18 protein-coding genes are annotated in these 22,840 nt (G+C 71.3%); 12 read left to right on the top strand and 6 right to left on the bottom strand.

The features are described from left to right. The first annotated feature begins 179 nt into the window (after positions 1-179). Positions 180-2,192 (top strand): CocE/NonD family hydrolase, encoded by a 2,013-nt coding sequence (locus ACT2CW_RS12925; RefSeq protein WP_445516615.1) that lies wholly within the window; start codon positions 180-182, stop codon positions 2,190-2,192. After that, positions 2,189-2,827 (top strand): TetR/AcrR family transcriptional regulator, encoded by a 639-nt coding sequence (locus ACT2CW_RS12920; RefSeq protein WP_445516614.1) that lies wholly within the window; start codon positions 2,189-2,191, stop codon positions 2,825-2,827. The genes ACT2CW_RS12925 and ACT2CW_RS12920 overlap by 4 nt, the downstream gene beginning before the upstream one ends. Positions 2,828-2,892: 65 nt before the next feature. On the opposite strand, the gene ACT2CW_RS12915 is transcribed toward ACT2CW_RS12920, so the two are convergent. From ACT2CW_RS12915 to ACT2CW_RS12905, 3 genes are all read right to left on the bottom strand, one after another. Beyond that, positions 2,893-3,585: an ABC transporter ATP-binding protein gene (locus ACT2CW_RS12915; protein WP_445516613.1), complete on the bottom strand. Its 693-nt coding sequence runs from the start codon at positions 3,583-3,585 to the stop codon at positions 2,893-2,895. A gap of 6 nt (positions 3,586-3,591) precedes the next feature. Next, the gene (locus tag ACT2CW_RS12910; RefSeq protein ID WP_445516612.1) at positions 3,592-4,971 is read right to left on the bottom strand and encodes an ABC transporter permease; all 1,380 of its coding nucleotides are present in this window, start codon (positions 4,969-4,971) and stop codon (positions 3,592-3,594) included. Between the two features lie 79 nt (positions 4,972-5,050). Further along, positions 5,051-6,313 carry an ABC transporter permease gene (locus ACT2CW_RS12905; RefSeq protein ID WP_445516611.1) on the bottom strand — a complete coding sequence of 421 codons (1,263 nt, stop codon included), beginning with the start codon at positions 6,311-6,313 and terminating at the stop codon, positions 5,051-5,053. 155 nt (positions 6,314-6,468) lie between these two features. Here ACT2CW_RS12905 and ACT2CW_RS12900 point away from each other — a divergent pair, with 155 nt between their 5' ends. Together ACT2CW_RS12900 and ACT2CW_RS12895 are read left to right on the top strand one after the other, a co-directional pair. After that, entirely contained in the window at positions 6,469-7,146 is a 678-nt protein-coding gene (locus ACT2CW_RS12900) for a response regulator transcription factor (protein ID WP_445516610.1), read from the top strand. Next, a complete protein-coding gene (locus ACT2CW_RS12895) occupies positions 7,143-8,363 on the top strand; it encodes a sensor histidine kinase (RefSeq protein WP_445516609.1) in 1,221 nt (406 codons plus the stop codon). The genes ACT2CW_RS12900 and ACT2CW_RS12895 overlap by 4 nt, the downstream gene beginning before the upstream one ends. Positions 8,364-8,543: 180 nt before the next feature. On the opposite strand, the gene ACT2CW_RS12890 is transcribed toward ACT2CW_RS12895, so the two are convergent. Next, positions 8,544-9,227 (bottom strand): TetR/AcrR family transcriptional regulator, encoded by a 684-nt coding sequence (locus ACT2CW_RS12890; RefSeq protein WP_445516608.1) that lies wholly within the window; start codon positions 9,225-9,227, stop codon positions 8,544-8,546. Between the two features lie 84 nt (positions 9,228-9,311). Here ACT2CW_RS12890 and ACT2CW_RS12885 point away from each other — a divergent pair, with 84 nt between their 5' ends. Next, positions 9,312-10,187: an SDR family NAD(P)-dependent oxidoreductase gene (locus ACT2CW_RS12885; RefSeq protein ID WP_445516679.1), complete on the top strand. Its 876-nt coding sequence runs from the start codon at positions 9,312-9,314 to the stop codon at positions 10,185-10,187. A 12-nt stretch (positions 10,188-10,199) separates the two neighbouring features. Here the strand turns inward: ACT2CW_RS12885 and ACT2CW_RS12880 are convergent, their stop codons facing one another. After that, the gene (locus ACT2CW_RS12880; RefSeq protein ID WP_445516607.1) at positions 10,200-11,807 is read right to left on the bottom strand and encodes an N-acyl-D-amino-acid deacylase family protein; all 1,608 of its coding nucleotides are present in this window, start codon (positions 11,805-11,807) and stop codon (positions 10,200-10,202) included. A gap of 113 nt (positions 11,808-11,920) precedes the next feature. Beyond that, positions 11,921-13,210, bottom strand: coding sequence for an alanine racemase (locus tag ACT2CW_RS12875; protein ID WP_445516606.1), 1,290 nt, complete (start codon positions 13,208-13,210; stop codon positions 11,921-11,923). A gap of 189 nt (positions 13,211-13,399) precedes the next feature. Here ACT2CW_RS12875 and ACT2CW_RS12870 point away from each other — a divergent pair, with 189 nt between their 5' ends. From ACT2CW_RS12870 to ACT2CW_RS12840, 7 genes are all read left to right on the top strand, one after another. Then, a complete protein-coding gene (locus ACT2CW_RS12870; RefSeq protein WP_182473430.1) occupies positions 13,400-14,533 on the top strand; it encodes a sugar kinase in 1,134 nt (377 codons plus the stop codon). Further along, a complete protein-coding gene (locus tag ACT2CW_RS12865; protein ID WP_164428639.1) occupies positions 14,530-15,363 on the top strand; it encodes an IclR family transcriptional regulator in 834 nt (277 codons plus the stop codon). The genes ACT2CW_RS12870 and ACT2CW_RS12865 overlap by 4 nt, the downstream gene beginning before the upstream one ends. Beyond that, positions 15,360-15,773, top strand: coding sequence for a RidA family protein (locus tag ACT2CW_RS12860; protein ID WP_138914053.1), 414 nt, complete (start codon positions 15,360-15,362; stop codon positions 15,771-15,773). Before ACT2CW_RS12865 ends, ACT2CW_RS12860 begins: the two co-directional genes overlap by 4 nt. A 223-nt stretch (positions 15,774-15,996) precedes the next feature. Beyond that, complete coding sequence (locus ACT2CW_RS12855; RefSeq protein ID WP_138914052.1) at positions 15,997-17,469, top strand: GntP family permease; 1,473 nt, start codon at positions 15,997-15,999, stop codon at positions 17,467-17,469. A gap of 203 nt (positions 17,470-17,672) precedes the next feature. Then, positions 17,673-18,638 carry an ABC transporter ATP-binding protein gene (locus tag ACT2CW_RS12850; protein ID WP_445516605.1) on the top strand — a complete coding sequence of 322 codons (966 nt, stop codon included), beginning with the start codon at positions 17,673-17,675 and terminating at the stop codon, positions 18,636-18,638. Then, a complete protein-coding gene (locus ACT2CW_RS12845; RefSeq protein ID WP_445516604.1) occupies positions 18,635-20,011 on the top strand; it encodes an ABC transporter permease in 1,377 nt (458 codons plus the stop codon). The genes ACT2CW_RS12850 and ACT2CW_RS12845 overlap by 4 nt, the downstream gene beginning before the upstream one ends. Before the next feature lie 6 nt (positions 20,012-20,017). After that, a complete protein-coding gene (locus tag ACT2CW_RS12840; RefSeq protein ID WP_445516603.1) occupies positions 20,018-22,768 on the top strand; it encodes a phosphoesterase in 2,751 nt (916 codons plus the stop codon). The last annotated feature ends 72 nt before the right edge of the window (positions 22,769-22,840 follow it).

The following is a 22,840-nucleotide window of genomic DNA, read 5'->3' as shown; positions in this document are numbered from 1 at the left end:
GAGGAGGGGGAGCCGGGGGTGGCGCCTCTGGGGCAGACCAAGCCCCTCCGGCGATTGAGGAGCGGGGGCCGGGGCGGCGTCCCCGGTTTCGGGAAGGGGCGGGGTGGGGGAGTTGCCCGCCGCAGGCGTACCCGCACCCGCACCCACACCAGCACCCGCAACACCAAGCAAGGAGCAGCGTGAAGTACCGCGAGACGTTCGACCGTGAGGTGCTGGTCGAGGACGTGTGGATCCCCACCCGGGACGGGAGGACGCGGCTGCACGCCCGCATATGGCGGCCGGCGGACGCCGGGACCGCCCCCGTTCCCGCCCTGCTCGAGTACCTTCCGTACCGCAAGAGCGACTGGACCGCCCCGCGCGACGCGCAGCGTCACCCCTGGTACGCCGGACACGGTTACGCCTCCGTACGGGTCGATCTGCGCGGCAGCGGGGACTCGGAGGGCGTGATGCTCGACGAGTACACGGCGACCGAGCTCGCCGACGGCGTCGACGTCGTCAACTGGCTCGCGCGCCAGCCCTGGTGCACCGGCAAGGTGGGGATGTTCGGGATCTCCTGGGGCGGTTTCAACTCGCTCCAGATCGCCGCCCTCCGCCCCGCCCCGCTGAAGGCGATCGTCACCGTCTGCTCCACGGACGACCGTTACGACAACGACGTCCACTACACCGGCGGCGCCGTCCTCGGCATCGACATGCTCGCGTGGGCCGGGACGATGCTCGCGTTCACCGCCCGCCCCCCGCACCCCACCTCCGTCGGTGAGGACCGCTGGCTGCCCATGTGGCGGGAGCGGCTGGACGCGCTGGAGCCGTATCTGCACACCTGGCTCGCCCACCAGGAGCGGGACGACTACTGGCGGCACGGCAGCGTCTGCGAGGACTACGGCGCGATCGAGGCCGCCGTGCTCGCGGTCGGCGGCTGGGCCGATCCGTACCGGGACACCGTGCTGCGGCTGCTGGAGCACCTCGACGCGCCCGTACGGGGGCTGATCGGCCCCTGGTCGCACCAGTACCCGGACCGGGGGCTGCCCCCGGGCCCGGCGATCGGCTTCCTCCAGGAGACCCTGCGCTGGTGGGACCACTGGCTCAAGGACGAGCCGACCGGCGTGCTGGACGAGCCGGTCCTCCGCACCTGGATCAACGACCCCGTACCGCCCGCCACCTCGTACGAGACGATGCCCGGCCGCTGGGTCGGCGAGGACACCTGGCCCTCGCCGTCCGTCAGCTGGGACGAGCGCCCCCTCGGCGGCTCGGCCGACGAGCCGGTGATCGTGCGCTCGCCGCTCCACACCGGGCTGGACGCCGGCCGTTTCTTCCCCTTCGGCAACGCCACCGATCTGCCGCCCGACCAGCGCGAGGAGGACGGCCGTTCGGTCTGCTTCGACTCGGCGCCGCTGGACGGGCGGGTGGAGATCCTGGGCCGCCCCCGCGTACGGCTGCGGCTGGACAGCGCCACCCCGCGCGCCCATGTCATCGCCCGGGTCTGCGATGTGGCGCCCGACGGCTCCTCCACCCTGGTCACCCGTGGAGTGCTCAACCTGATGTCCCGGCATGGCCGGGAGCAGGCGGTGGAGTGGCGGCCGGGGACGTACGAGGACGTGGAGTTCGAGCTGAACGCCACGGGGTACGCCTTCCCGCCCGGCCACCGCGTCAGGGTCGCGGTCTCCGACGCGTACTGGCCGTGGGTCTGGCCGCACGGCGAGCGCGGCCAACTGACCGTACGCCCCGGCCAGAGCGCGCTGCTGCTGCCCGTACGGGATCCGGGCGCCGACGCGGCCCGCCCGCCGATCACCTTCGAGGAGCCCGAGCAGGCCCCGCCGCTCCCCGTGACCGTCGATCCGCCCGCCGAACCCCGCCCCGAACGCACCATTACCCACGACGTCGCCACGGGGGAGTATGTGCTGGAGGTGGACCCCAACTACGGCGGCTCCCGCACCTACCCGGACGGACTGCGCTACGAGGAGAGCGCCCGCGAGACCTACCGGATCCGCTCCGGCGATCCGCTGTCGGCCATGGCAAGCTCTCGGTGGACCATCCGGCTGCGGCGCGGGGACTGGGCGGCGGAGGTCGTCACCGCCATGGAACTGCGGGCCACGGCGGAGGAATTCATCATGGACAGCAGCATCGAGGCACGGGCGAACGGAGAGACAGTGGCCACGCGCGCATGGCACCGCACCACACCGAGGACGTCCGCGTGACGTCCCGATCCGAACGCCGCCCGCCGCGCCGCGCCGTCGCCGCCTCCGCCCGCACCCGGCAGCCCACCGAGGTGCGCCGCCGGCTGATCGTGGAGGCCGCGGTGCCGCTCATCGCGGAGCGCGGCACCAAGGCGGTGGGGGTGCGCGAGGTGGCGGCCGCGGCCGGGGTTTCGGTCGGCACGGTCACGTACCACTTCGAGAGCGTGCAGGAAGTCCTCTCCGAGGCGATGGTGCTGCACATCGAGCGCTACTACGCCGCGCTGAGCGACGCCGCGGGGCAGGCCACCAGCGGCGCGGAGGGGCTGCGGCTGCTCATCGACGCGCTCTTCACGGAGGACACGGACCGGCACTGGCGGATGTGGTTCGACTACTGGAACGCGGGCGAGCGGGACCAGACCTTCGCCCGTGGCCAGGCCGAGCGGTACGAGAGCTGGCACGGCGAGATCCGGGCCCTGGTGGAACGGGGCCGGGCCGAGGGCGACTTCCGCTGCGACGACCCGGCCGACTTCGCCCACCGCTTCTCCGCCCTGGCCGACGGCCTCGCCCTGCGCCGCCTCCGCCAGGTCCCGGCCCTGAACGTGGCCGACGCCCGCCGCCACCTGCGGCGCTTCGTGGAGGCCGAGCTGCGGGGCTGAGCGGAGCTGCGGGGCTGAGCGGGGCCGCGGGGCTGAGCGGGCACCACTCGCCCAGAGCCTGCCCTTCATGCCGAGAGCCTGCCCTTGCGCAGGGTGAGGGTGTGGTCGGCCTCGGCGGCCAGTTGCTGGGAGTGGGTGACGACGATGACGCACTTGTTCTGGTCGTGCGCGAGTTCCTGGAAGATGCGGATGATCCCGGCCGCGGTGTCCTCGTCGAGGTTGCCGGTGGGTTCGTCGGCGAAGAGGATGTCGACGTCGCAGGCGAGGGCGCGGGCGATGGCGACGCGCTGTTGCTGTCCGCCGGACAACCGCATCACATTGCGGGTGGCCTGCTGCTCGTCGAGTCCGACGCGTTCGAGGAGTTCGAGCGCGCGGGCCTTCTTGTCGCGGCCCCTGGTGCCGGTGATCTCCATGGCGGTGGTGAGGTTCTGCACGGCCGTCATATAGGTGAGCAGGTTGTACTGCTGGAAGATGGTGGCCGCGTGCTTGTTGCGGTAGCGGCCCAGGCCGATGCGGGTGAGGTCGGTGCCGTCGAAGCTGACGGTTCCCCGGGTGGGCGCGTCCAGGCCGCTGGCCAGTGACAGGAGGGTGGTCTTGCCGCTGCCGGAGGGGCCGAGGACGGCGTAGAAGGTGCCGCGGTGGAAGTCGTGGTCGATGTTCTTGAGGACGGTGGCGCGGTGGCGCTGCCCGGTGTACGTGTGACTGACGCCCGAGAGCCGGAGGACCGGAGCGGGGGTGGTGAGGGTCGGGGAGGCCATTGGCGGTCACTTGCCCTTCGTCAGGATGGACTTGGGATTCAGGCGCAGTACGGAAGCGGCGGGTATGGCGGTGGCCAGCAGGGCGATGCCGAGGCCGGTTCCGGCGATGGTGGACAGGGCGCCGGTGTCGAGGCGGACGGTGATCTCGTCGATGGGGTCGGCGCCCTCGACCGGCTGGTCGTTCGGATCGAGGCCCTGGTCGACCCCGGTCCGGCCGGGCGGCGGCGGTGTCCAGGAGTTGATCTTCTTGCGTTCCGCCGCCGCCTCGTTGGATACCAGCGCGTTGCCGGCGCTCTGGGTGAGCGGTTCGGCGATCAGGCAGCTCAGTCCGATCGCCAGGGCGGCGACCGCGACGATCTCCACGGCTTGCTGGGCGATGACCTTGCCCTTCTTCTCGCCCATGGCGAGGAGGACGCCGTACTCCTTGTGCCGCTGTTTGACCGCGAGGGTCACCAGCAGCGCCAGGACGGTGGCGCCGGCGATGCCGATCAGCCACATCGCGGCGGTGGCCGAGGAGGACACCGAGGACATCGGGCCGGTCATCTGCTGGAGGGCCTTGTCGTTGATGCCGAGCTTGAAGCCGTCCAGGGCGGACCCGGCCTGCTTCCCGGCCCAGGACCTGAACGCGTCGAACGTCGCGGGGTCCTTGAGCTTGAAAGTGGCGCCGCCGAGCCGCGTCGACCCGCCCTGCTCGCCGTTGAGCCGGCTCAGGGCGTGGGAGGGCATGATCAGCCGGTCCGCCGGGAACTGCATGTACTCGGGGTCGGGCTTGTCGGAGGGATCGCGGTAGATGCCCCGCAGGGTGAATTCAGCCGTGCCCTTGCTGCCCGGATCGTTCGGGCCGAGCTTGATCTTGTCGCCCGGGTGGAGGTTGTTCTTCTTCGCCAGCCGCTCCTCGACCAGGACGGCGTCGCGGTCCTTGTCGGCGGCGGTGAGCGGCTTGCCGGCGAGCAGCTTCCACTCGCCGCTGGCGAAGTCGGGCATCAGCCGGGAGTCCAGCACCCCCATGGCCAGGGTGAAGTTGGGCCGGGACGGATCCATGGACTTGCCCACGATTTTGTTGCCGCCGGTCAGCTCGACGCCGTTGAAGGAGTCGTAGTTGTAGGACTCCACCAGGGGTGAGGCGCCGATCTTGTCCACGATGTCGGCGCTGATCTGCGGGGCCTGGAGGCCGCCGCCCCCGCCGGTCAGGGCATCCATGTCGATGTCCAGGGTGACGTCGGCGCCGATCTTGCGCTTGGCCTGTTCGCCGGCGCGGGCGGTGGCGTCGTCGATGAGGACGCCACCGAGCACCATGGCCGACATGACCAGGAAGGTCGCCAGCATCACCAGGGTCCTGCCCTTGCGCGCCCACAGGCTCAGCCCCGCGCGTTTGAGGAAGTTCATGTATGTCCAGGTCCTTGTCCGTGTTGTGCCGCTCGTCGCCGTTCGTCGCCGCTGATCGGCGCTGATCGGCCGCTGGTGGTCAGTCGCTGTCGGTGAGGATGGAGCGGGGGTGCAGGCGGAGGATGCCGATGCCGGGAATGACGGTGGCGGCCAGCGCGATACCCAGGCTCGTGCCGGCGACCTTGCCGAGATCGCCGGGTGTCAGCCGCACCTCGGCGTGCGGGAGGGGTTCGGTCCGCGGGGCGAGGGCGGTGGGCCGGTCCGTGGCCTCCTGGGCGGGCAGCCGGTCTCCCAGCTGCCCGCCGAAGAGTCCGGCGGCGACGGCGGCGCAGGCCAGGGCCGGTACGGCGACCGCGGCCACTTCGACGGTGTGCTGGCCGACGAGCTTCCACTTCTTCTCGCCCAGCGCGAGGAGCATGCCCAGCTCGTCCCGCCGCTCCCGGATCGTCAGCGTCACGATCAGGCCGAGGATCACCGCGCCGGCAACCGCGATCAGCCACACCACCGCCTCGGCGAAGGCGCCCACCCGCCGTAGCGGCTGGACCTGGTCGCGGTACGCCTTGTCGTTCACGTCGAAGCGGAAGCCCTTGTCCGCGCCCAGCAGCCGCGCCGCCGCGGTGTGGAGGGCCCGCGCCCGCTCCGGTGAGCGGATCTTGTAGACCGCCTCGGCCAGGTGCTCACCCAGGCCCAGGCCACGCAGCGAACCGATGGGCACGTACAGCTGGTTGGCCGGGATCTCGGCGGGAGGCAGCCAGGCGTCGGGGACCTCGGCCGGGTCCTGGAAGACGCCGACGACCTCGAACGACTTGGTCCTGCCGTCCGGCGAGGCCAGGGTGATCCGGTCGCCGGCCGTCAGCCGGTTCTTCTCGGCCGCCCGCTCCTCGACCATGACCACCTCGTGGTCCGCGTCGGCCGCGGTGATGGCGCGCCCCGCGATCACCTTTGTGCGCCCGGTGGCGAAGCCCAGGAGCATCTCCGTCTCGCGGACACCGGCCAGTCCCGGCCCGTCCGCTCCGTCCTTCGCGCCGGGCGGGCGTGGCGCGCCCGGTTCCACCAGCTTCAGACCGGGTGCCCGCGGCACTCCGCGCAGCACCGGGTTGTACCGCTCCACCAGGGGCGAGGCCCCCAGCTTCGCGGCCGGCCCGGCGGTGAGACGCGTCCCCCGCACCGTGACGTCGACACCGATACGGCGCTGTGCCTCGGCCTCCTGTCGGGCCGTCGCCCCCTGGAGCAGGAACCCGCCGAGGAGCAGCGTGCACACCACCACGAAAATCCCGAGGAGGATCGCCGACTTTCCCTTGCGGGCGACGAGGCTGTACGCGGCCCGCTTGACGAAGTTCATGGCGCCCAGCAGAGCAAAGGGGCGTTTGCAGCCGGGTAAGGGCCGTTACAGCGATATAAAAGCGGCAGATCAGCGCAAGTCCCCGGGCACGCGGGAGTGTTGTGCCGACGGTCGTGCTTATGCCCCTGCAATCGCCGGTTTGTTTCCATGGGCGCATGAGGGTTCTGGTAGCCGAAGACCACCACGTGCTGGCGCGCACCATCGCGACCGGTCTGCGCCGGCAGTCGATGGCGGTTGATCTCGTCGTGTCCGGTGACGAGGCCGAGCGGATGTGTCTGGGCACCGAGTACGACGTGTTGATCCTCGACCGGGACCTGCCGGTGATGAGCGGCGACGAGGTGTGCCGGCGGCTGCGCGAGCTGCGGGACGCGCCGCGCATCCTGATGCTGACCGCCGCCGCCGAGGTGATGGACAAGGTGTACGGCCTGGAGCTGGGGGCCGACGACTACCTGGCCAAGCCCTTCGACTTCGCCGAACTGGTGGCCCGGGTACGCGCCCTGGCGCGGCGCGCCCCCAAGCCGTCCCCGGTCGTGCTGCGCCACGAGGGCATCACCATGGACCGCGCCAGGCGTGAGGTCCACGTGGACGCACGCCCGGTCAGCCTCACCCCCAAGGAGTTCGCCGTACTTCAGCTGCTGCTCGAGGCCCGTGGCGCCCACGTCACCCACCGGGACCTGGTCCGCACGATCTGGGACGAGCACATGGACCCGCGCACCAGCGCCGTACGCGCCACTGTCAGCCGACTGCGCGGCAAGCTGGGCGACCCGGACGCCATCACCGCCGACACCGGCCTCGGCTACCGGTTGCACAGCGCGCCCGGACTGCTGCGGTGAAACGGCTCGGCGCCTTCGACCCGCGTCGCGCGCTGGCCCGGCTGCCCTTCCGTGCCCGGCTCGCGGCCGCCTTCAGTTCGCTGTTCCTCCTGGCGGGCGCGGCTCTGCTGGCGTTCGTGGTGATCCTGGCCAGGCACGGCACCGCTGAGCAGCTCGTGGGCATCGAGACACGGCGGCTGCCCGTCGACACCCCAGACGACGGGGCCTCACCGGTGGCCCCGCCCCCCGGCGCCTTCGGGCGGGTCCGGGAAGGCGGGCCGACACCACGCGTCCACGGCGGAGTCGCCCTCCGCAAGGTCGAGACGACCGTGCAGGCGGTGCAGGACGCGGCCCTGCACCAGATGCTCCTGTGGTCCGGCGTCGGCCTGGTCGTCATGGCCCTGTTCGCCGGACTGATCGGGTGGTGGCTGGCCGGCCGTGCGCTGCGGCCGGTCGCGGCCGTGACCGAGACCGCCCGCCGGATCGGCGAGACCAACCTGGACGAGCGGCTCGCCCTCACCGGCCCGGACGACGAGCTGCGCCGCCTCGCCGACACCATCGACACCATGCTCGACCGGCTCCAGCGCGCCTTCGACAGCCAGCGTCGCTTCGTCGCCAACGCCTCCCACGAACTGCGCACCCCGCTGGCCGCGCAGCGCACCAGCATCGAGGTCGGCCTCGCCGATCCCCTGCCCGGCCACCTCGCCGAAGTCCGCGACGACCTGATGTCCACCAACCGCGAGGCCGAACGGCTGACCGCCTCCCTCCTCCTGCTCGCTCGCAGCGACCGCGGCCTGGACGGGACCGAACCCGTCGACCTGGCCGACATCACCGCGACGGCGGCCGCCGAACTGCGCCCGGCGGCCGAGGAGAAACGCCTGGAGCTGCGCACCTCCATCGCGGGCCCGCTCCCGCTGGCCGGTGACCCGGTGCTGCTGCGCCACCTGGTCGCGAACCTGGTCCGCAACGCCATCCAGTACAACCGCCCGCGGGGCCTGATCGAGGTGACCGTGGCCGATCGCACCCTGGAGGTGACCAACACCGGCCGGCCGGTGGATCCCGACCGGCTCGACGACCTCTTCGAACCCTTCCGCCGCCTGGGCCAGGACCGCGTCGGAACCACCGGCCACGGCCTGGGCCTGTCCATCGTCCGCTCCATCGCACAGGCCCATGGCTCCGACGTCCGCGCGGTGCCGGGGCCGGACGGCGGCCTCACGGTCACGGTCCGCTTCCCCTGACGGGACGGCTCGGGCGGCTATGGGGTGTCGCTCAGCGGATTGGTGGAAGTCGGCCGCGGTTCGGTGGCGCCCCGAAGGGGCGCGGGCTGTGTCGATATGCGGCTCCGCCGCGTGGGCGCGACCAGCCACGACGGCGCCGCAGACGATCGACGGCAGGTTGGGGCACTTCCAGCGAAGCGCTTAGCTGTGGTTCGGGGCCGGTGTCGCCGAGGGGTCCGTGTCGAGGCCGGTGAGGAAGGCGGTGAGGACGCGGCGCAGGCGGGGTGCCACCTCGACGATGGCGTGGCCGAGGCGGGGGTCGGTCTCGTAGAGCTCTCGTAGGCGCGGGCCGGGGCTGGCCATCTGCCACAGGGCCCCGGCCAGGCTGGTGGCCGTGGCGACGAGGTCGACGGTCTGGAGCTCGGTCAGCCCGAGCAGCCGTCGCAGCTCGTCGTCGATCAGCTCGATCTCCTCGAGCGTCACCAGTTTGAAGTCGCGCACCGAGTCGATCGAAACATTGCGTTCGAGGTTCATGGGCGCCTGGGACAGCAGGTCGCAGAACATCGGCCGGGCGGCCAGTGTGGCGGCGACGACCTCGGCGACCTCCGGGGCCGTGGCGTGCGTCCGGCGTCCGAGATCGCCGCGCAGCTCGGCGGACCACTGCCGCCAGCCCTCCGCGGTGAGCCTGAGGAAGATCTGCTCCCGCGTCTCGAAGTAGCGCAGCAGGGCCGACTTGTGCATCCCCACGGCCCCGGCGATGTCGGTGAGGGTGACGTCCCGGACCCCGCGCTCGCGGGCGAGGGCACGGGCCGCGTCCAGGATCGCCTCTTCCCGTGCCTGCTTGGCCTGGGCACTGCGCGCACGTTGGAAGGCAGGCGTCGTCATGCCGGACATCATAGGAACCTTTAACGGAACGGTGTTGCGTAAATAAGAGAACGGTGTTGTACTAACGGTATGAGTTCACAGGTTATGGGTTCACGGGTCTGGTTCATCACCGGTTCTTCGCGCGGTCTCGGCCGCGCCCTGGTCACCGCCGCCCTCGAGGCCGGTGATCGCGTCGTGGCCACGGCCCGGCGCCCCGAGGCGCTCGCGGAGGTATTCAAGGAGTACGGCGACCGCGTTCATCCGCTCGCGCTGGATGTCACCCGCCCCGAGGCGGCGCGCGAGGCCGTCGAGGCGGCGCTCGCCCGCTTCGGGCGCATCGACGTGCTCGTGAACAACGCGGGATACGCGAATGTGTCGCCCATCGAGACCTCGGACGACGAGGACTTCCGCGCCCAGTTCGAGACGAACTTCTGGGGCGTCTACCACGTCACGAAGGCCGCGCTTCCCGCGCTGCGGCAGCAGGGATCGGGCACCGTCGTGCAGATCTCCTCGATCGGCGGCCGGGTGGGCGGATCGCCGGGCATCGCCTCGTACCAGGCGGCCAAGTTCGCGGTGGACGGCTTCAGCCGGGTCCTCGCCGCGGAGACCGCGCCGCTCGGCGTGCGCGTCATGGTCGTCGAACCGAGCGGCTTCGCCACCGACTGGGCCGGTTCCTCCATGACGGTCCACCCGATCCCGGACGCCTATGACGCGACCGTCGGGGAGATGAACCGGCGGGTGCGGCAGAGCACGGACGGGGCGGCCGGGGACCCTGAGCGCGCCGCCGAGATCATCGTGCGGACCGTTCACCGCGGCGAGGTCCCGGGCCATCTCCCGCTGGGCGTGAACGCGGCGACCATGGCGCGGGACTACTCCCAGCACCAGCTCGCCGAGGCGACCGCCTGGGAGAAGGTCAGCCGCTCGGCCGACTTCGGCGAGCCGTACCCGGCGGAGCTCCCGGCCGGGGGCGCGGCGGCCTGACGGTCTGTTGCGCTACCCGCGGCGGATCGCGCGCCCCGCGAGGACGTCCGTCCGCCGTCCGTCCTCGATGACGGAACGGCCGTCGATGAGGACGTGGGGGATGCCGGTCGGCAGGGTGCGCGGGGCCTCGAACGTCGAGCCCGCCGCGACCGTCTCCGGGTCGAACAGGACGAGGTCCGCGCGGTGGCCCTCGCGGATCCGGCCCCGGTCGGGGAGGCGGAGGCGGGCCGCGGGGCGGGCGGTGAGGTGGGCCACGCACTCCTCCAGGGTGAGGACGCCCAGCTCACGGACGTAGCGGCCCAGGTACTGGGGGAAGGTGCCATAGGCGCGGGGGTGCGGTTTGGCGCCGTTCAGGATGCCGTCGCTGCCGCCGGTGTGGGCGGGGTGCTTCATGATCGCCTGGACGTTCTCCTCATGCCCGACGTGCTGAAGGATCGTCGGGCCGAGGCGGTCGTCCAGGAGGAGACGGCGCGCGGTGACCCAGGGGGCCTCGGCTCGCTCGCGGGCGCTCGCGGCGACCGTCTTGCCGATGTATTCGGCGAGGGCGGGGTCGTTCACACCGGAGATCTCGATGGTGTCCCAGTTGATCGGCACCCCGTGGCAGCCGTCCGCCCCCTCTTCCTCCATGACGTGCCGGATGCGCTCGGCCTCGGCGTCGTCGCGCAGCCGCGCGAGGGCCGCGTCGGGGCCGCCCTCGGCCGCCCAGCTCGGCAGCATCGCGGCGAGCGTGGTGCAGCCGGGGAGGTAGGGGTAGGTGTCGAGGGTGATGTCGGCGCCGTCGGCGATCGCGGCGTCGAGGAGGGCGAGCAGCTCGGGGGCGCGGCCCTTGTTGAGGTCGAAGTTCATGGTGGCGTGGGCGAGGTGCAGCGCACAGCCCGCCTCCCGGCTGAGGGCCACCATCTCCTCGTAGGCGCGCAGGGCGCCGGCGCCGTACGAGCGGTGGTGCGGGCAGTAGTAGCCGTCGTACGCGGCCACGACCCGGCACAGCTCGGTGAGTTCGGCGTCGGAGGCGTACATCCCGGGGGTGTAGGTGAGCCCGGAGGACAGGCCGACGGCCCCCTGCTCAAGACCCTCCGCCACCAGCGCCTTCATCCGCTCGACCTCGGCGGGCGTCGCGTCGCGGTCCTCCCAGCCGAGGGCGAGCATGCGGACGGTGCCCTGGGGGATGAGGTACGCGGCGTTGACCGCGATGCCCTGGCCGTCGAAGCCGTGGTCGAGGCGGTCCAGGAACTCGCCGACGGTGCGCCAGGTGAAGTCGATGTCGGAGCCGTCGCCGTTCCAGCCGGTGATGGCGGTACGGATCTGGGCGAGCGTGCGGTCGTCCACGGGCGCGTACGAGAGCCCGTCCTGGCCGATGACCTCCAGGGTCACGCCCTGGGCGGCCTTCGCGGAGTGGTCGGGGTCGCGGAGCAGGGCGAGGTCGCTGTGGGCGTGCATGTCGATGAAGCCGGGGGAGAGGGCGAGGCCGTCGGCCTCCAGGACGCGGCGGGCGGTGGGGCGCGCCCCACTCCCCTCCGGCACGATGGCGGCGATCCGGCCGCCGTCGACGGCCACGTCCGCCCGATACCGGGCTCGCCCGGTGCCGTCGATGACGTCCGCACCGCGAATGACCAGCTCCATGGGGTTGCCCTCGCTTCCTGCCGCCCACACCTGGGCCGCACTGTCCGTTTTCCCACCCAACCCCCACCCCGGACCCGGCCCCGGGGCGGAGACCCGGGGCCGGGAAGGGTGGGTCAGAAGAAGGTGCGGATGTAGTCCGTGACCGTGCCGTCCGACTCCGCCACTGGGATCAGTTGCCACTTGTCGAAGCTGGTGCAGGGGTGGGAGAGGCCCAGGGCCACCCAGTCGCCCACCTCCAGCGCCGTGTCGTCCGCGACCGAGACCCAGGCGTGCTGGTCGGAGAGGGCCGTGACGGTGAGGCCCGTGGCGGGGCGGGTGGTGGCGTCCCGGGCGGAGCGGATGAGCTGGGGCTCGGGCATGTCCAGGTCGTAGGCCGCGTCCCGCTTGCCCGCGTTGAGGAAGGCCTGGCCGGGTTCGGGGCGCGAGACGACCTGGGCCCACAGGCGGAAGGCCGGGTGCAGCTCGCCCTCCTCCGGGACGCGGTTGAAGGGGGTGAGGTGCCGGTAGTGGCCGTCGTCGTGGGAGACGTACGCACCCGAGCGCAGCAGCTTCAGCACCGGCCGCGACAGCGTGGGCAGCTCCGCGAACACGTCCGCCACCGCGTCGAACCAGGCGCTGCCGCCCGCGCTGACGACCACCTCGTCCAGATCCTCGAAGCGGCCCGCCGCGTCGAAGTCGGCCGCCAGTGCGGTGAGGCGGCGCAGCCAGGCCCGTACCCGTTCGCCGTCCGGCTTCGGCACCTCGCCCTCGTAACCGGCCACCCCGACCAGTCGCAGGGTCCCGGCGGCCGCGACCGCGTCGGCGACCGCCGCGCACTCCGCCTCCGTACGGACCCCGGTGCGCGCTCCCTCGCCGCCGCCCAGCTCGACCACCACATCGACCGGCCGCCGCGCGCCCGCCTCCCGCAGGGCCGCGTCCATCAGCTCCACGCCGCGCACCGAGTCGACGTAGGCGATGAAGCGGAAGTCGGGGTCGGCGTCGAGTTCGGCCGCGAGCCAGTGCAGAGCCGCGGCGTCGACGACCTCGTTGGCGAGGAAGATCCGCTGGATGCCGAAGGCCCGGTAGATCCGCACCTGGGTGGGGACGGCCGCGGTGATGCCCCAGGCCCCGTGCGCGAGCTGGCGCTCGAAGAGCTGCGGGGCCAGGGAGGTCTTGCCGTGCGGGGCGAAGGCGAGCCCATGGGCGGCGGAGTAGCGCTCCATCGCCACCAGGTTGTGCTCCAGGGCCTCGGCCGACAGCGCCAGTACGGGCGTGGTGAAACCGCCGGTGAACAGGGAGCGCCGCTCGGCGGCGAGCTCCCCGACCGTAAGGCCCTCGGCGCTCGGCGGCAGCCCCTTGAAGCGGTGGTCGACGCGCTCCCGCGCGAGGGCGGCGACGGCCTGGTCGCGGTGGTCGGTGGCCATGGAGCGCCTCCATAACGATTCCGGTTGCAATATCTGCAACGTTCATTGCGCATAACGCTTAGCGCTGTCTAACATCCCGCCCAGCACCGGGTCAACGGTGTGTGGCCGACCCCCATCCGTACCCTCATCCGTTCCGTACCCCCATCCGTATCCCCCTCCGTCCACCACCCACGAGGAGCGAGACCAACCGTGTCCCACCTCCGCAGCGTCGATGTCGTATGTCTTGGCGAGTCGATGGTGACCTTCGTGCCGTCCCGGCCGGGCCGGCTGTCGGATGTCCCCTCGTTCGCCCGGGGCATCGGCGGCGCCGAGTCCAATGTCGCCTGTGGCCTGGCCCGCGCCGGGCACAGCGCGCGCTGGATCAGCCGGGTGGGCACGGACGGCTTCGGCGAGCACCTCGTACGGGAGATCGCGGCCACCGGTGTGGACACGGCGTACGTCCAGCGCGATCCGCGCCGCCCCACCGGGATCTACTTCCGTACGGCGGGGGAGCGTGCCGTCGGCTCCGAGACGGCCGAGGGGGACGGCGGTGACGCCGCCTCGGAACCGCTCGCCGAGGTGCTCTACTACCGGGCCGGATCCGCCGCCGCGGCCATGTCCCCCGCGCTCGTCCCGCGGGAGCGGGCCTGGTCCGGCCGGGTGCTCCATCTGACCGGGATCACCCCGGCCCTCTCCGCGGACTGCCGCGCGCTGATGCGCGAGCTGACCGCCCCCGCCCCCGGCCGCCCCCTCGTCTCGTTCGACCTCAACTACCGGGTCTCGCTCTGGCAGCGGGAAGCGGGAGCCGACGACGCCGAAAGCGGGCCCGCCGTCCTGCTCGACCTCGCCCGCCGCTGCGACCTCGTCTTCGTCGGCGAGGACGAGGCCGAGGCGGTCTGGGGAGTACGCGGCCCGGAGGCCATACGGGCCGCGCTGCCCGAACCCCAGGTGCTGATCGTCAAGCAGGGCGGCGCCGGTGCCACCGCCTACGCCCGCCATCCGGACGGCGACGGCACCGACACCGTCACCTTCGAACCCGCCCCGCGCGTCGACGTCGTCGCCCCCGTCGGCGCGGGCGATGCGTTCGCCGCCGGTTTCCTCTCCGGCACCCTGCGCGGGCTGTCCGTCGCCGAACGGCTGCGCCACGGCCATCTCATGGCCGCCGCCGCGCTCACCGTCCCCGGCGACCTCGGCACCCCGCCCTCCCGTGCGCACGCCGACCACCTGGTGGCACTCGATGCCACGCGGTGGGGCACACTGCGATTCGGCCCCGGCTGGACAGATCTGCCGAGTCCCGCCGAAAAGTGGGCCGAGACCGCAGCGGTGGAGGTACCCGACTCATGAGCCAGACCGTCGACCGAGCGCTGAGCATCCTGCCGCTGCTGGCGGAGGGGCCGGCCAATCTGGAGCAGGTCGCCACGCGGCTGGGCGTGCACAAGTCGACCGCGCTCCGGCTGCTGCGCACCCTCCATGAGCACGGCATGGTCTACCGCCAGCAGGACCAGCGCTATCGCCTCGGCGCCCGCCTCTTCGCGCTCGCGCAGGAGGCGGTCGAGAACCTCGACGTACGCGAGATCGCCCACCCCCATCTGGTGGCGCTCAACGAACGGTGCGGGCACACCGTCCACCTCGCGGTGTACGAGGAGAACGAGGTGCTCTACATCGACAAGGTGGAGAGCCGCTACCCGGTGCGGATGTACTCGCGGATCGGCAAGCCCGTGGCCATCACCGTGGCCGCCGTGGCCAAGCTGCTGCTCGCCGATCTGCCCGAGCCCGAGCGGCGGACGCTGGCCGAGCGGCTCACCTACCCCGCGTACACGTCCCGTTCGACGCCCAACGCCGCCGCGTTCCTCAAGGAGCTGGCGACCGTGCGCGACCAGGGCTGGGCCACCGACTTCGGCGGCCACGAGGAGTCCATCAACTGCGTCGGGGCACCGATCCGGGGAGCGGACGGGCGGGTCGTCGCCGCCTGCTCGGTATCGGCGCCGAACGTCGTCGTCAGCTCCGATGAACTCCTCTCCCTGCTGCCGCTGGTGCGCCGCACGGCGGAGGAGATCAGCCGGGAATACTCGGGCGGCGCCCCGGCGTCCGCACCGGCGTCCCACACCTCGCAGAACCCCTCCCAAGTAACAGCCGAAACACCCGAGAAGAGAGCCGAGGAGACCTCCTCATGACCGAGAAGCTCCAGAAGACCGCGATCACCCCGGCGACGCACACCGCCCCGCCCGCCAAGTTCTCCCACGGTGTGAAGAAGGGGAACATCCTCCAGGTCGCCGGTCAGGTCGGCTTCGGCCCCGCCGTCCCGGGCCAGGCCCCCACCCCCGTCGGGCCCACCCTGCGCGAGCAGACCCTCCAGACCCTGCGCAATGTGCAGTCCGTGCTGGAGGAGGGCGGCGCGAGCTGGGAGGACGCCATGATGGTGCGCGTCTACCTCACCGACACCGGCCACTTCGCCGAATTCAACGAGATCTACAACGAGTTCTTCGCCGACCTCAAGGAGGCCCCGGCCGCCCGTACGACGGTCTACGTCGGCCTTCCGGCCGGTCTGCTCGTCGAGATCGACGCCCTCGCCGTTCTGGGCTGACCCCGAAGCGGCCGCCGCGCGAAACGGCCGGCCGACCCCGAACCCCGCGGCGGGCGGGAGCTTTCCCCGCCCACCGCGGGTTCCACCCCTGACTCGTCCTCACCGTCCCCGTCGTCGGAAGCTCGAGCCCTGATCCCCCACACCCAGGTTCCGCCCCAGATTTTCCCCGCGCGCGGCCCCCCGCCGTGCGGCGATACCCCCTACCCACATCCCGGAGTTCCCCATGCTGCTCGCGGCCGCTCCCGCTGCCGAGACCCCACCCCACACCGGTGGTCTGCTCGCCCTCATCCACGGCACCGCCGGTCTGCTGACCGTCGCCGCCCTCGGTATCGCCCTTCTGCTCTACCTGATCATCAAGGTCCGGTTGCAGCCCTTCGTGGCGCTGCTCGGCGTCTCCATCGCGGTCGGTCTGGCCGCCGGTCTCTCGGTCACCGAACTCTTCGGCACGGTCCAGAAGTCCGACGCCGTCTCGCTCATCGAAACCGGTATGGGCGGCATACTCGGCCACATAGCCATCATCATCGGCCTGGGCACCATGCTCGGCGCGATCCTCGAGGTCTCCGGCGGCGCGGAGGCGCTCAGCGCCCGGCTGCTCGGCCTCTTCGGGGAGCGGCGGGCGCCGCTCGCGATGGGGCTCACCGGCCTGATCTTCGGCATACCCGTCTTCTTCGACGTCGGCATCTTCGTCCTCGCGCCGATCGTCTACGCGGCCGCCAAGCGCAGCGGCAAGTCGATCCTGCTCTACGCGATGCCGCTGCTCGCGGGGTTGTCCATGACCCACGCCTTCCTGCCGCCGCACCCCGGCCCGGTGGCCGCGGCCGGACTGCTCCATGTCGACCTGGGCTGGGTCATCCTGATGGGCATCGTCGTGGGCATCCCGTCGGTGCTGGCCGCGTGGGGCTACGCCGCCTGGATCGGCAAGCGCATCTTCGTGCCCGTACCGCAGGACATGGTGGAGGCGGCCGAGGAGTCCCGGGAGGCGGTCGCGGCCCAGCAGCGCGCCTCCGGCGCCACCCCGGCCGAGCAGCCGGTCTCGGTGGCCACGGTGCTCACGATCATCGGCACCCCGCTCGTGCTGATCCTCTGCGCCACGTTCTCCTCCGTCGCGCTGGACCCGAGCACCGGCCGCTCGGTCATCGAGTTCTTCGGCCACCCCTTCGTGGCGCTGACGATCGCCCTGCTCCTCGCCTACTACCTGCTGGGCATCCGGCGCGGCTGGTCCCGCAAGTCCCTGGAGACCGTCTCCACCGCCTCCCTCAAGCCGGTGGGCAACATCCTCCTGGTGGTCGGCGCGGGCGGCGTCTTCGGCGCGGTCCTCAAGGGCAGCGGGGTCGCCCAGGCCCTCGCCGACGCCTTCGACAGCGCGGGCCTGCCGGTCATCGTGCTGGCCTGGCTGATCTCGGTGGTGCTCCGGGTGGCACAGGGCTCGGCGACGGTCGCGATCGTCACGACGGCGGGCATCGTCACCCCGATGCTCTCCGGCGGCGACTACTCGCAGGCCCATCTGGCGCTGGTCATCATGTCCATCTCGGCGGGCTCGATCTTCGCCTCGCACGTCAACGACGGCGGCTTCTGGATGGTGGCGAAGTACTTCGGCATCTCCGAGAGCGACACGCTGAAGTCCTGGACGGTCCTGGAGACGGTGCTGTCCGTGGCCGGTTTCGTGGTGGCGGCCCTGCTGAGCCTCGTCATCTAGCGGACGGGCCCCGCGCCCCCTCATGACGACGGCCCCCGAATCCCGGCAGAGACCGCCGGGATTCGGGGGCCGTCGCCGCTAGCTCAATTCCGCTCCATCGCGCATGCCAAGTCGCCTCGTGTTCTCCATACATTCAACTCTCCACCCCCATGAGCGGCATGATCAATTCATAGGGTCCTTCCGGCACTTGAAGGAAGGAACCCATGGAAGAACTCCGCGCAATCCGGGCTCGCGGTATCACGAAGAGCTTCGGTGATGTCGTCGCGCTGGACGGCATCGATCTCGATGTGACGCAGGGGCAGATCCACGGCCTGGTCGGACCGAACGGCGCCGGAAAGACGACGTTGCTCGGCCTGCTGCTGGGGCTCGCGGTGGCCGACAGCGGTCGCCTGGAGGTCCTGGGTACACCGGTCGAGCGGGCACTCGACGCTCCCGACGGTGTCGCCGGTTTCGTGGACGGCCCCGCTCTCTACCCCTCGCTCACCCCACGGCAGAACCTCGCCGCGCTGGCCGCGCTCCGCGGCCACGACGCGCGCACGGCGGGGATCGACGACGTACTCGCCGAGGTCGGACTCACCGACGTCGCCGACGACCGCACCCGCGGCTTCTCCCTCGGCATGCGCCAGCGGCTCGGGCTCGCCGCCGCCCTGCTGACCAAGCCCCGGCTGCTGGTGCTCGACGAACCGTCCAACGGTCTCGACCCGGCGGGCAAGAAGCATGTGCACGGTGTCCTCGGCCGGCTCGCGGCCGGCGGAACCGCCGTCGTGCTCTCCAGCCACAACATGGACGACCTCGAGGCGCTGTGCTCCGAGGTGACCATCCTGGCCGCCGGACGCGTCGTCTTCTCCGGCCCGCTGTCCAAGCTGGCCACCGAGAACCGTGAACTCGACTACCGGCTGCTCACCTCCGACCCACGGGCCGCGCGCCGGCTGGCGGACGAAGCGCCGGGGATCCAGGTCGTCGACGGCGCCGGGGTACGGCAGGACGCCGGACTGCTCGTCGTACGGGCCCTGGTGCCCGCCCTCGACCAGCTCGTGGCGCGGCTCGTGGAGGGGGGCGTCGCGCTGCGCGAGCTCACTCCCGTGGTGTCGCCGCTCGAAACCGCGTTTCTCGCCCTCACCGAACAGCAGGAGCTCGCCCTCACCGAACAGCAGGAGGCGGGCAGATGACCGCGACCCTCACCCGGAGCCCGGAACAGGAAGGCGAGCAGCCGGCCGGGGGCCGTCGCGTCCCCGTCACCCGCGCCTGTCGCTTCGAGTTCGTCAAGCTCGTCTCCCAGTGGCGGATCCGCCTGCTGGTCCTCGCCTGCTGGATCGCTCCCGCCCTCTTCGTCGCCGGGGTGAGCCGGCAGAGCACGCTTCCCGTCGACACCCTCTTCGGGCGCTGGATGCTCGCCTCCGGATGGGCCGGGCCGCTGGTGATGCTCGGTTTCGCGGGGACCTGGGCGCTTCCGCTGCTGACCTCGGTCGTGGCCGGTGATGTGTTCGCCTCCGAGGACCGGCTCGGCACCTGGCGCCATCTGCTCGTCGCGGTCCGCTCGCCCCGGCGGATCTTCGTGGCGAAGGCGGTGGCCAGTCTCACCGTCCTGCTGCTGCTCGTGGCCGGGCTCGCGGTCTCCAGCACCGTCGGCGGCCTCCTAGTGGTCGGCGACCAGCCGCTGGTCGGTCTCGACGGCCATCTCCTGGCACCGTCGGACGCCGCCGTCTCGGTCCTGCTCTCCTGGGTCTGCGTCCTCGCCCCGACCCTGGCGCTCGCCGCGCTCGGCCTCCTCGGGTCGGTCACGCTGGGACGGTCCCCGATGGGGCTGCTGGTGCCCGTGCTCGTCTCGCTCGCGATGGCGGTCGCCCAGATGCTGCCGCTTCCGGTGGCCGTGCGCGTCGCCCTGCCGAGCTACGCCTTCATCTCCTGGAACGGTCTGTTCACCAGCCCGCGACAACTCGGCCCGCTGCTGATCGGCATGGTTGTCAGCCTGGTGTGGGCCGTGGTCGCGACGGCGCTGGCGTATGTGCTCTTCGTACGGCGCGACTTCACCAACCCGGCCCACGACGGTTCGGGCCGCCGCGCGATCACCGTCGGCGTCCTGCCGCTCGTCGGGGTGGCCGCCGCGTCGTTCGCGGTCGTCGCCGCGACGACCTCGGCGACGGGCTCCGGGATCGAGCAGGACAAGGTGCAGCGCTCGCTCGCCACGGCGTTCGCGCACCTGTACCGCATGCAGGCCGACCAGCTCAACCGGCCCGCCGTCACCGAGGCCCAGTTGAAGGCCACGGCGGCGTGCAACAAGGGAAGCGTCAGGGTCGCGGCCGAAGGTCCGGGCAATGACTGGCGCTGCGTCGTGACCTGGCATCTTCCCGGCGTCGAGGCCACCGGACAGGCCATCTACCAACTCGACGTCACTCCGGACGGGCGGTTCATGGCCGATGGCGATGGACCGAAGGAAGTGAACGGCTACTTCCTGGTGCGGACCCCCGATGGGGACGCGCCGAACCCGCTGTGGCAGTTCGACGGCAACGTCGAACTGCTCGACACCACCCCGAAGGGATAACCCTCAATGCAGGTGACTCGCCGCCGCAAACTCGTCGAGGAAGCCCGGATCAACCTCATCAGCAGACGCATCGGCCGCCGGATACCGCTGTTGACGGCGGGCACCACCGCCGTCGCCCTCGTGGCCGCCGGCACGGCGCTCGGGCAGACCCAGCAGTTCGGCACGGAGCAGGTCGGTCAGGTGACCAAGAACGGCCAGGTCGTCTCCAGCAACCAGTACATCGCCCCGTACGGCGACCGTCTTGTCATCAACCAGGGCAAGATCATGTCGTCCTCGGTCAGCCCGGACGGCACACACATGGCCGCCTCGGTCACCGACGGCGGCGCGGCCCTGGCCATCGTGGACCTGAAGAACTGGAAGACGCAGCAGCTGGTCAGCAACGCCGCGTCGTCGAACCCCCGCATCGGCAGCAACAACGTGGGCCAGGAAGGCCCGACCTACTCGCCCGACGGCAAGCAGCTGTGGCTGGGCCAGCCGGACGGCTACACCGTGTTCACCGTGAACGCGGACGGCGGCGTCTCCAGCCCGCGGACCGTCAGCATCCCGGCGCAGGGCGCCAAGCACGCCCTGGTGGCCGCGGCGGTGTTCTCGGCCGACGGCAAGACCGTGTACTCCGCGGTCAACGGCCAGAACCGGGTCGTCGCCATCGACGCCGCGACCGGGACCGTCAAGCAGAGCTGGAACGTGGGCAACGCCCCGCGCGGCATGGCCGTCGTCGGGAAGAAGCTCTACGTGAGCAACGAGGGCGGCCGCCCGGCCAAGCCCGGCGAGCCCACCATCAACTCGTACGGCACGCAGGTACTCGCCGACCAGAAGACCGCCGCCACCACCAGCGGCACGGTCAGCGTCATCGACCTGGCGAAGCAGGACGCCGCGGTCTCCAGCATCGAGGTCGGTCTGCACCCGACCGCCGTGTACGCCAAGAACGGCGTGGTGTTCGTCACCAACACCGCCGACAACAACGTGTCGGTCATCGACACGGCGAAGGACAAGGTCGTCCAGACCATCTCCACCCAGCCGTGGGCCAAGGCCCGGGTGGGCTACGAGCCCGACGCGGTGACCCTCACCGACGACGGCCACCTGCTGGTGACCCTCGGCCGCGCCAACGCCGTCGCCGTCTACAAGTTCACCTCCGCGCAGGAGCCGGTCTCTTACGTCGGTCTGCTCCCCACGGACTACTTCCCCTCGGAGATCACCACCTCCGGCAAGGAGGTCTACGTCTCCAACACCCGTGGCGTCGACGCCCGCCGTAAGGCCACTGGCGGTCACGGCACCCACGACACGACGTCGAGCGTGCAGAAGTTCACGCTGCCCGACGACAGCGTGATCAGGTCCTCCACCGGCAAGGTCTTCAAGCAGAACGGCTGGAACGGCGAGTCCCTCAAGAAGACCGACGGCACCCCGGCCAAGCCGGTGCCGGTCCCGGTCAAGCTCGGTGACCCCTCGACGATCAAGCACGTCTTCCTGCTCGTCAAGGAGAACCGGACCTACGACCAGGTCTTCGGCGATATGCCGCAGGGCAACGGCGACCCGTCGCTGACCGAGTTCGGGGAGAACGTCACGCCGAACCAGCACGCCCTGGCCAGGCAGTTCGGCCTGTACGACAACACATACGACATCGGCACCAACTCCGCCGAGGGTCACAACTGGCTGATGCAGGCCGACGACCCGGAGTACACCGAGTCCTCGGCCGGTGAGTACGCCCGCAGCTACGACACCGAGGACGATGCCCTCGGCCACCAGAAGACCGGCTTCATCTGGACCGGTGCGCAGGCGGCCCGCAAGTCGGTCCGGAACTTCGGTGAGTTCCAGCAGTTCCTGACCAAGCCGGCGGACGCCAGCTGGCAGAACCTGTACTGCGACACCAAGAACATGGCGTCGACCGGTCAGGACACCGCTTACCCGCTGAACTCGACCTCGCCGATCCCGTCGCTCAACGATGTGTCGGTGCACGGCTTCCCGAAGTTCGACACCAGCGTGCCGGACATCTACCGGGCACAGATCTGGAAGAAGGACTTCAAGAAGAACGGTCCGGCGAACCTGAACATGTTCTGGCTCTCCAGCGACCACACCGGTGGCCCGGTGAGCCCCGCCTCCCAGGTCGCGGACAACGACCTCGCCGTGGGCCAGATCGTCGACGAGATCTCGCACAGCAAGTACTGGAAGGACTCGGCGATCTTCGTCGTCGAGGACGACTCCCAGGCGGGTCTCGACCACGTCGACGGCCACCGTGCCCCGGTCCAGATCATCAGCCCCTGGGCCAAGCACTCCACGGTGGACAGCCACTACTACTCGCAGATCAACATGGTCCGGACCATCGAGCAGATCCTCGGGATCCAGCCGATGAACCAGAAGGACACCGCGGCCACCACGATGGCCTCGGCGTTCACCCGGAGCCCGGACCTCACGCCGTTCAAGGCGCTGCCCAACCGGACCTCGCTGACCGACGGGGTGAAGACCCCGCCGTCCTGTGGTCTCGACACCCCCGCGGCGCAGAGCCCGAAGGCGGCGGCCGTGCCGTCGGCCTCGGTGCCGGCGGACATGAAGGACGTCGCCGCCGAGTGGGACCAGTGGAAGTCGAAGCAGCGGCTGACCGGTCCCAACGCCGTTCCGGACTACGCTCCCCCCGCCCAGATGAACCACCTCACGTGGTACGAGACGCACAACTGGGCGAAGCCGTACCCGGGCGAGAAGAAGATCTACGCTCCCAAGGACGTGCCGGGCGCCTACATCCCGTCGGCGGAGAACGACGGCTGACGCGGGCGCACGTGGCAGCTGGGCCCTCGTGAGGCGCCGTCCCGGCGGGTTTCCCCGCCGGGACGGCGCCCG

The organism is Streptomyces sp. NEAU-174, assembly GCF_052665095.1.
This window is presented reverse-complemented; position numbering and strand designations above follow the sequence as displayed.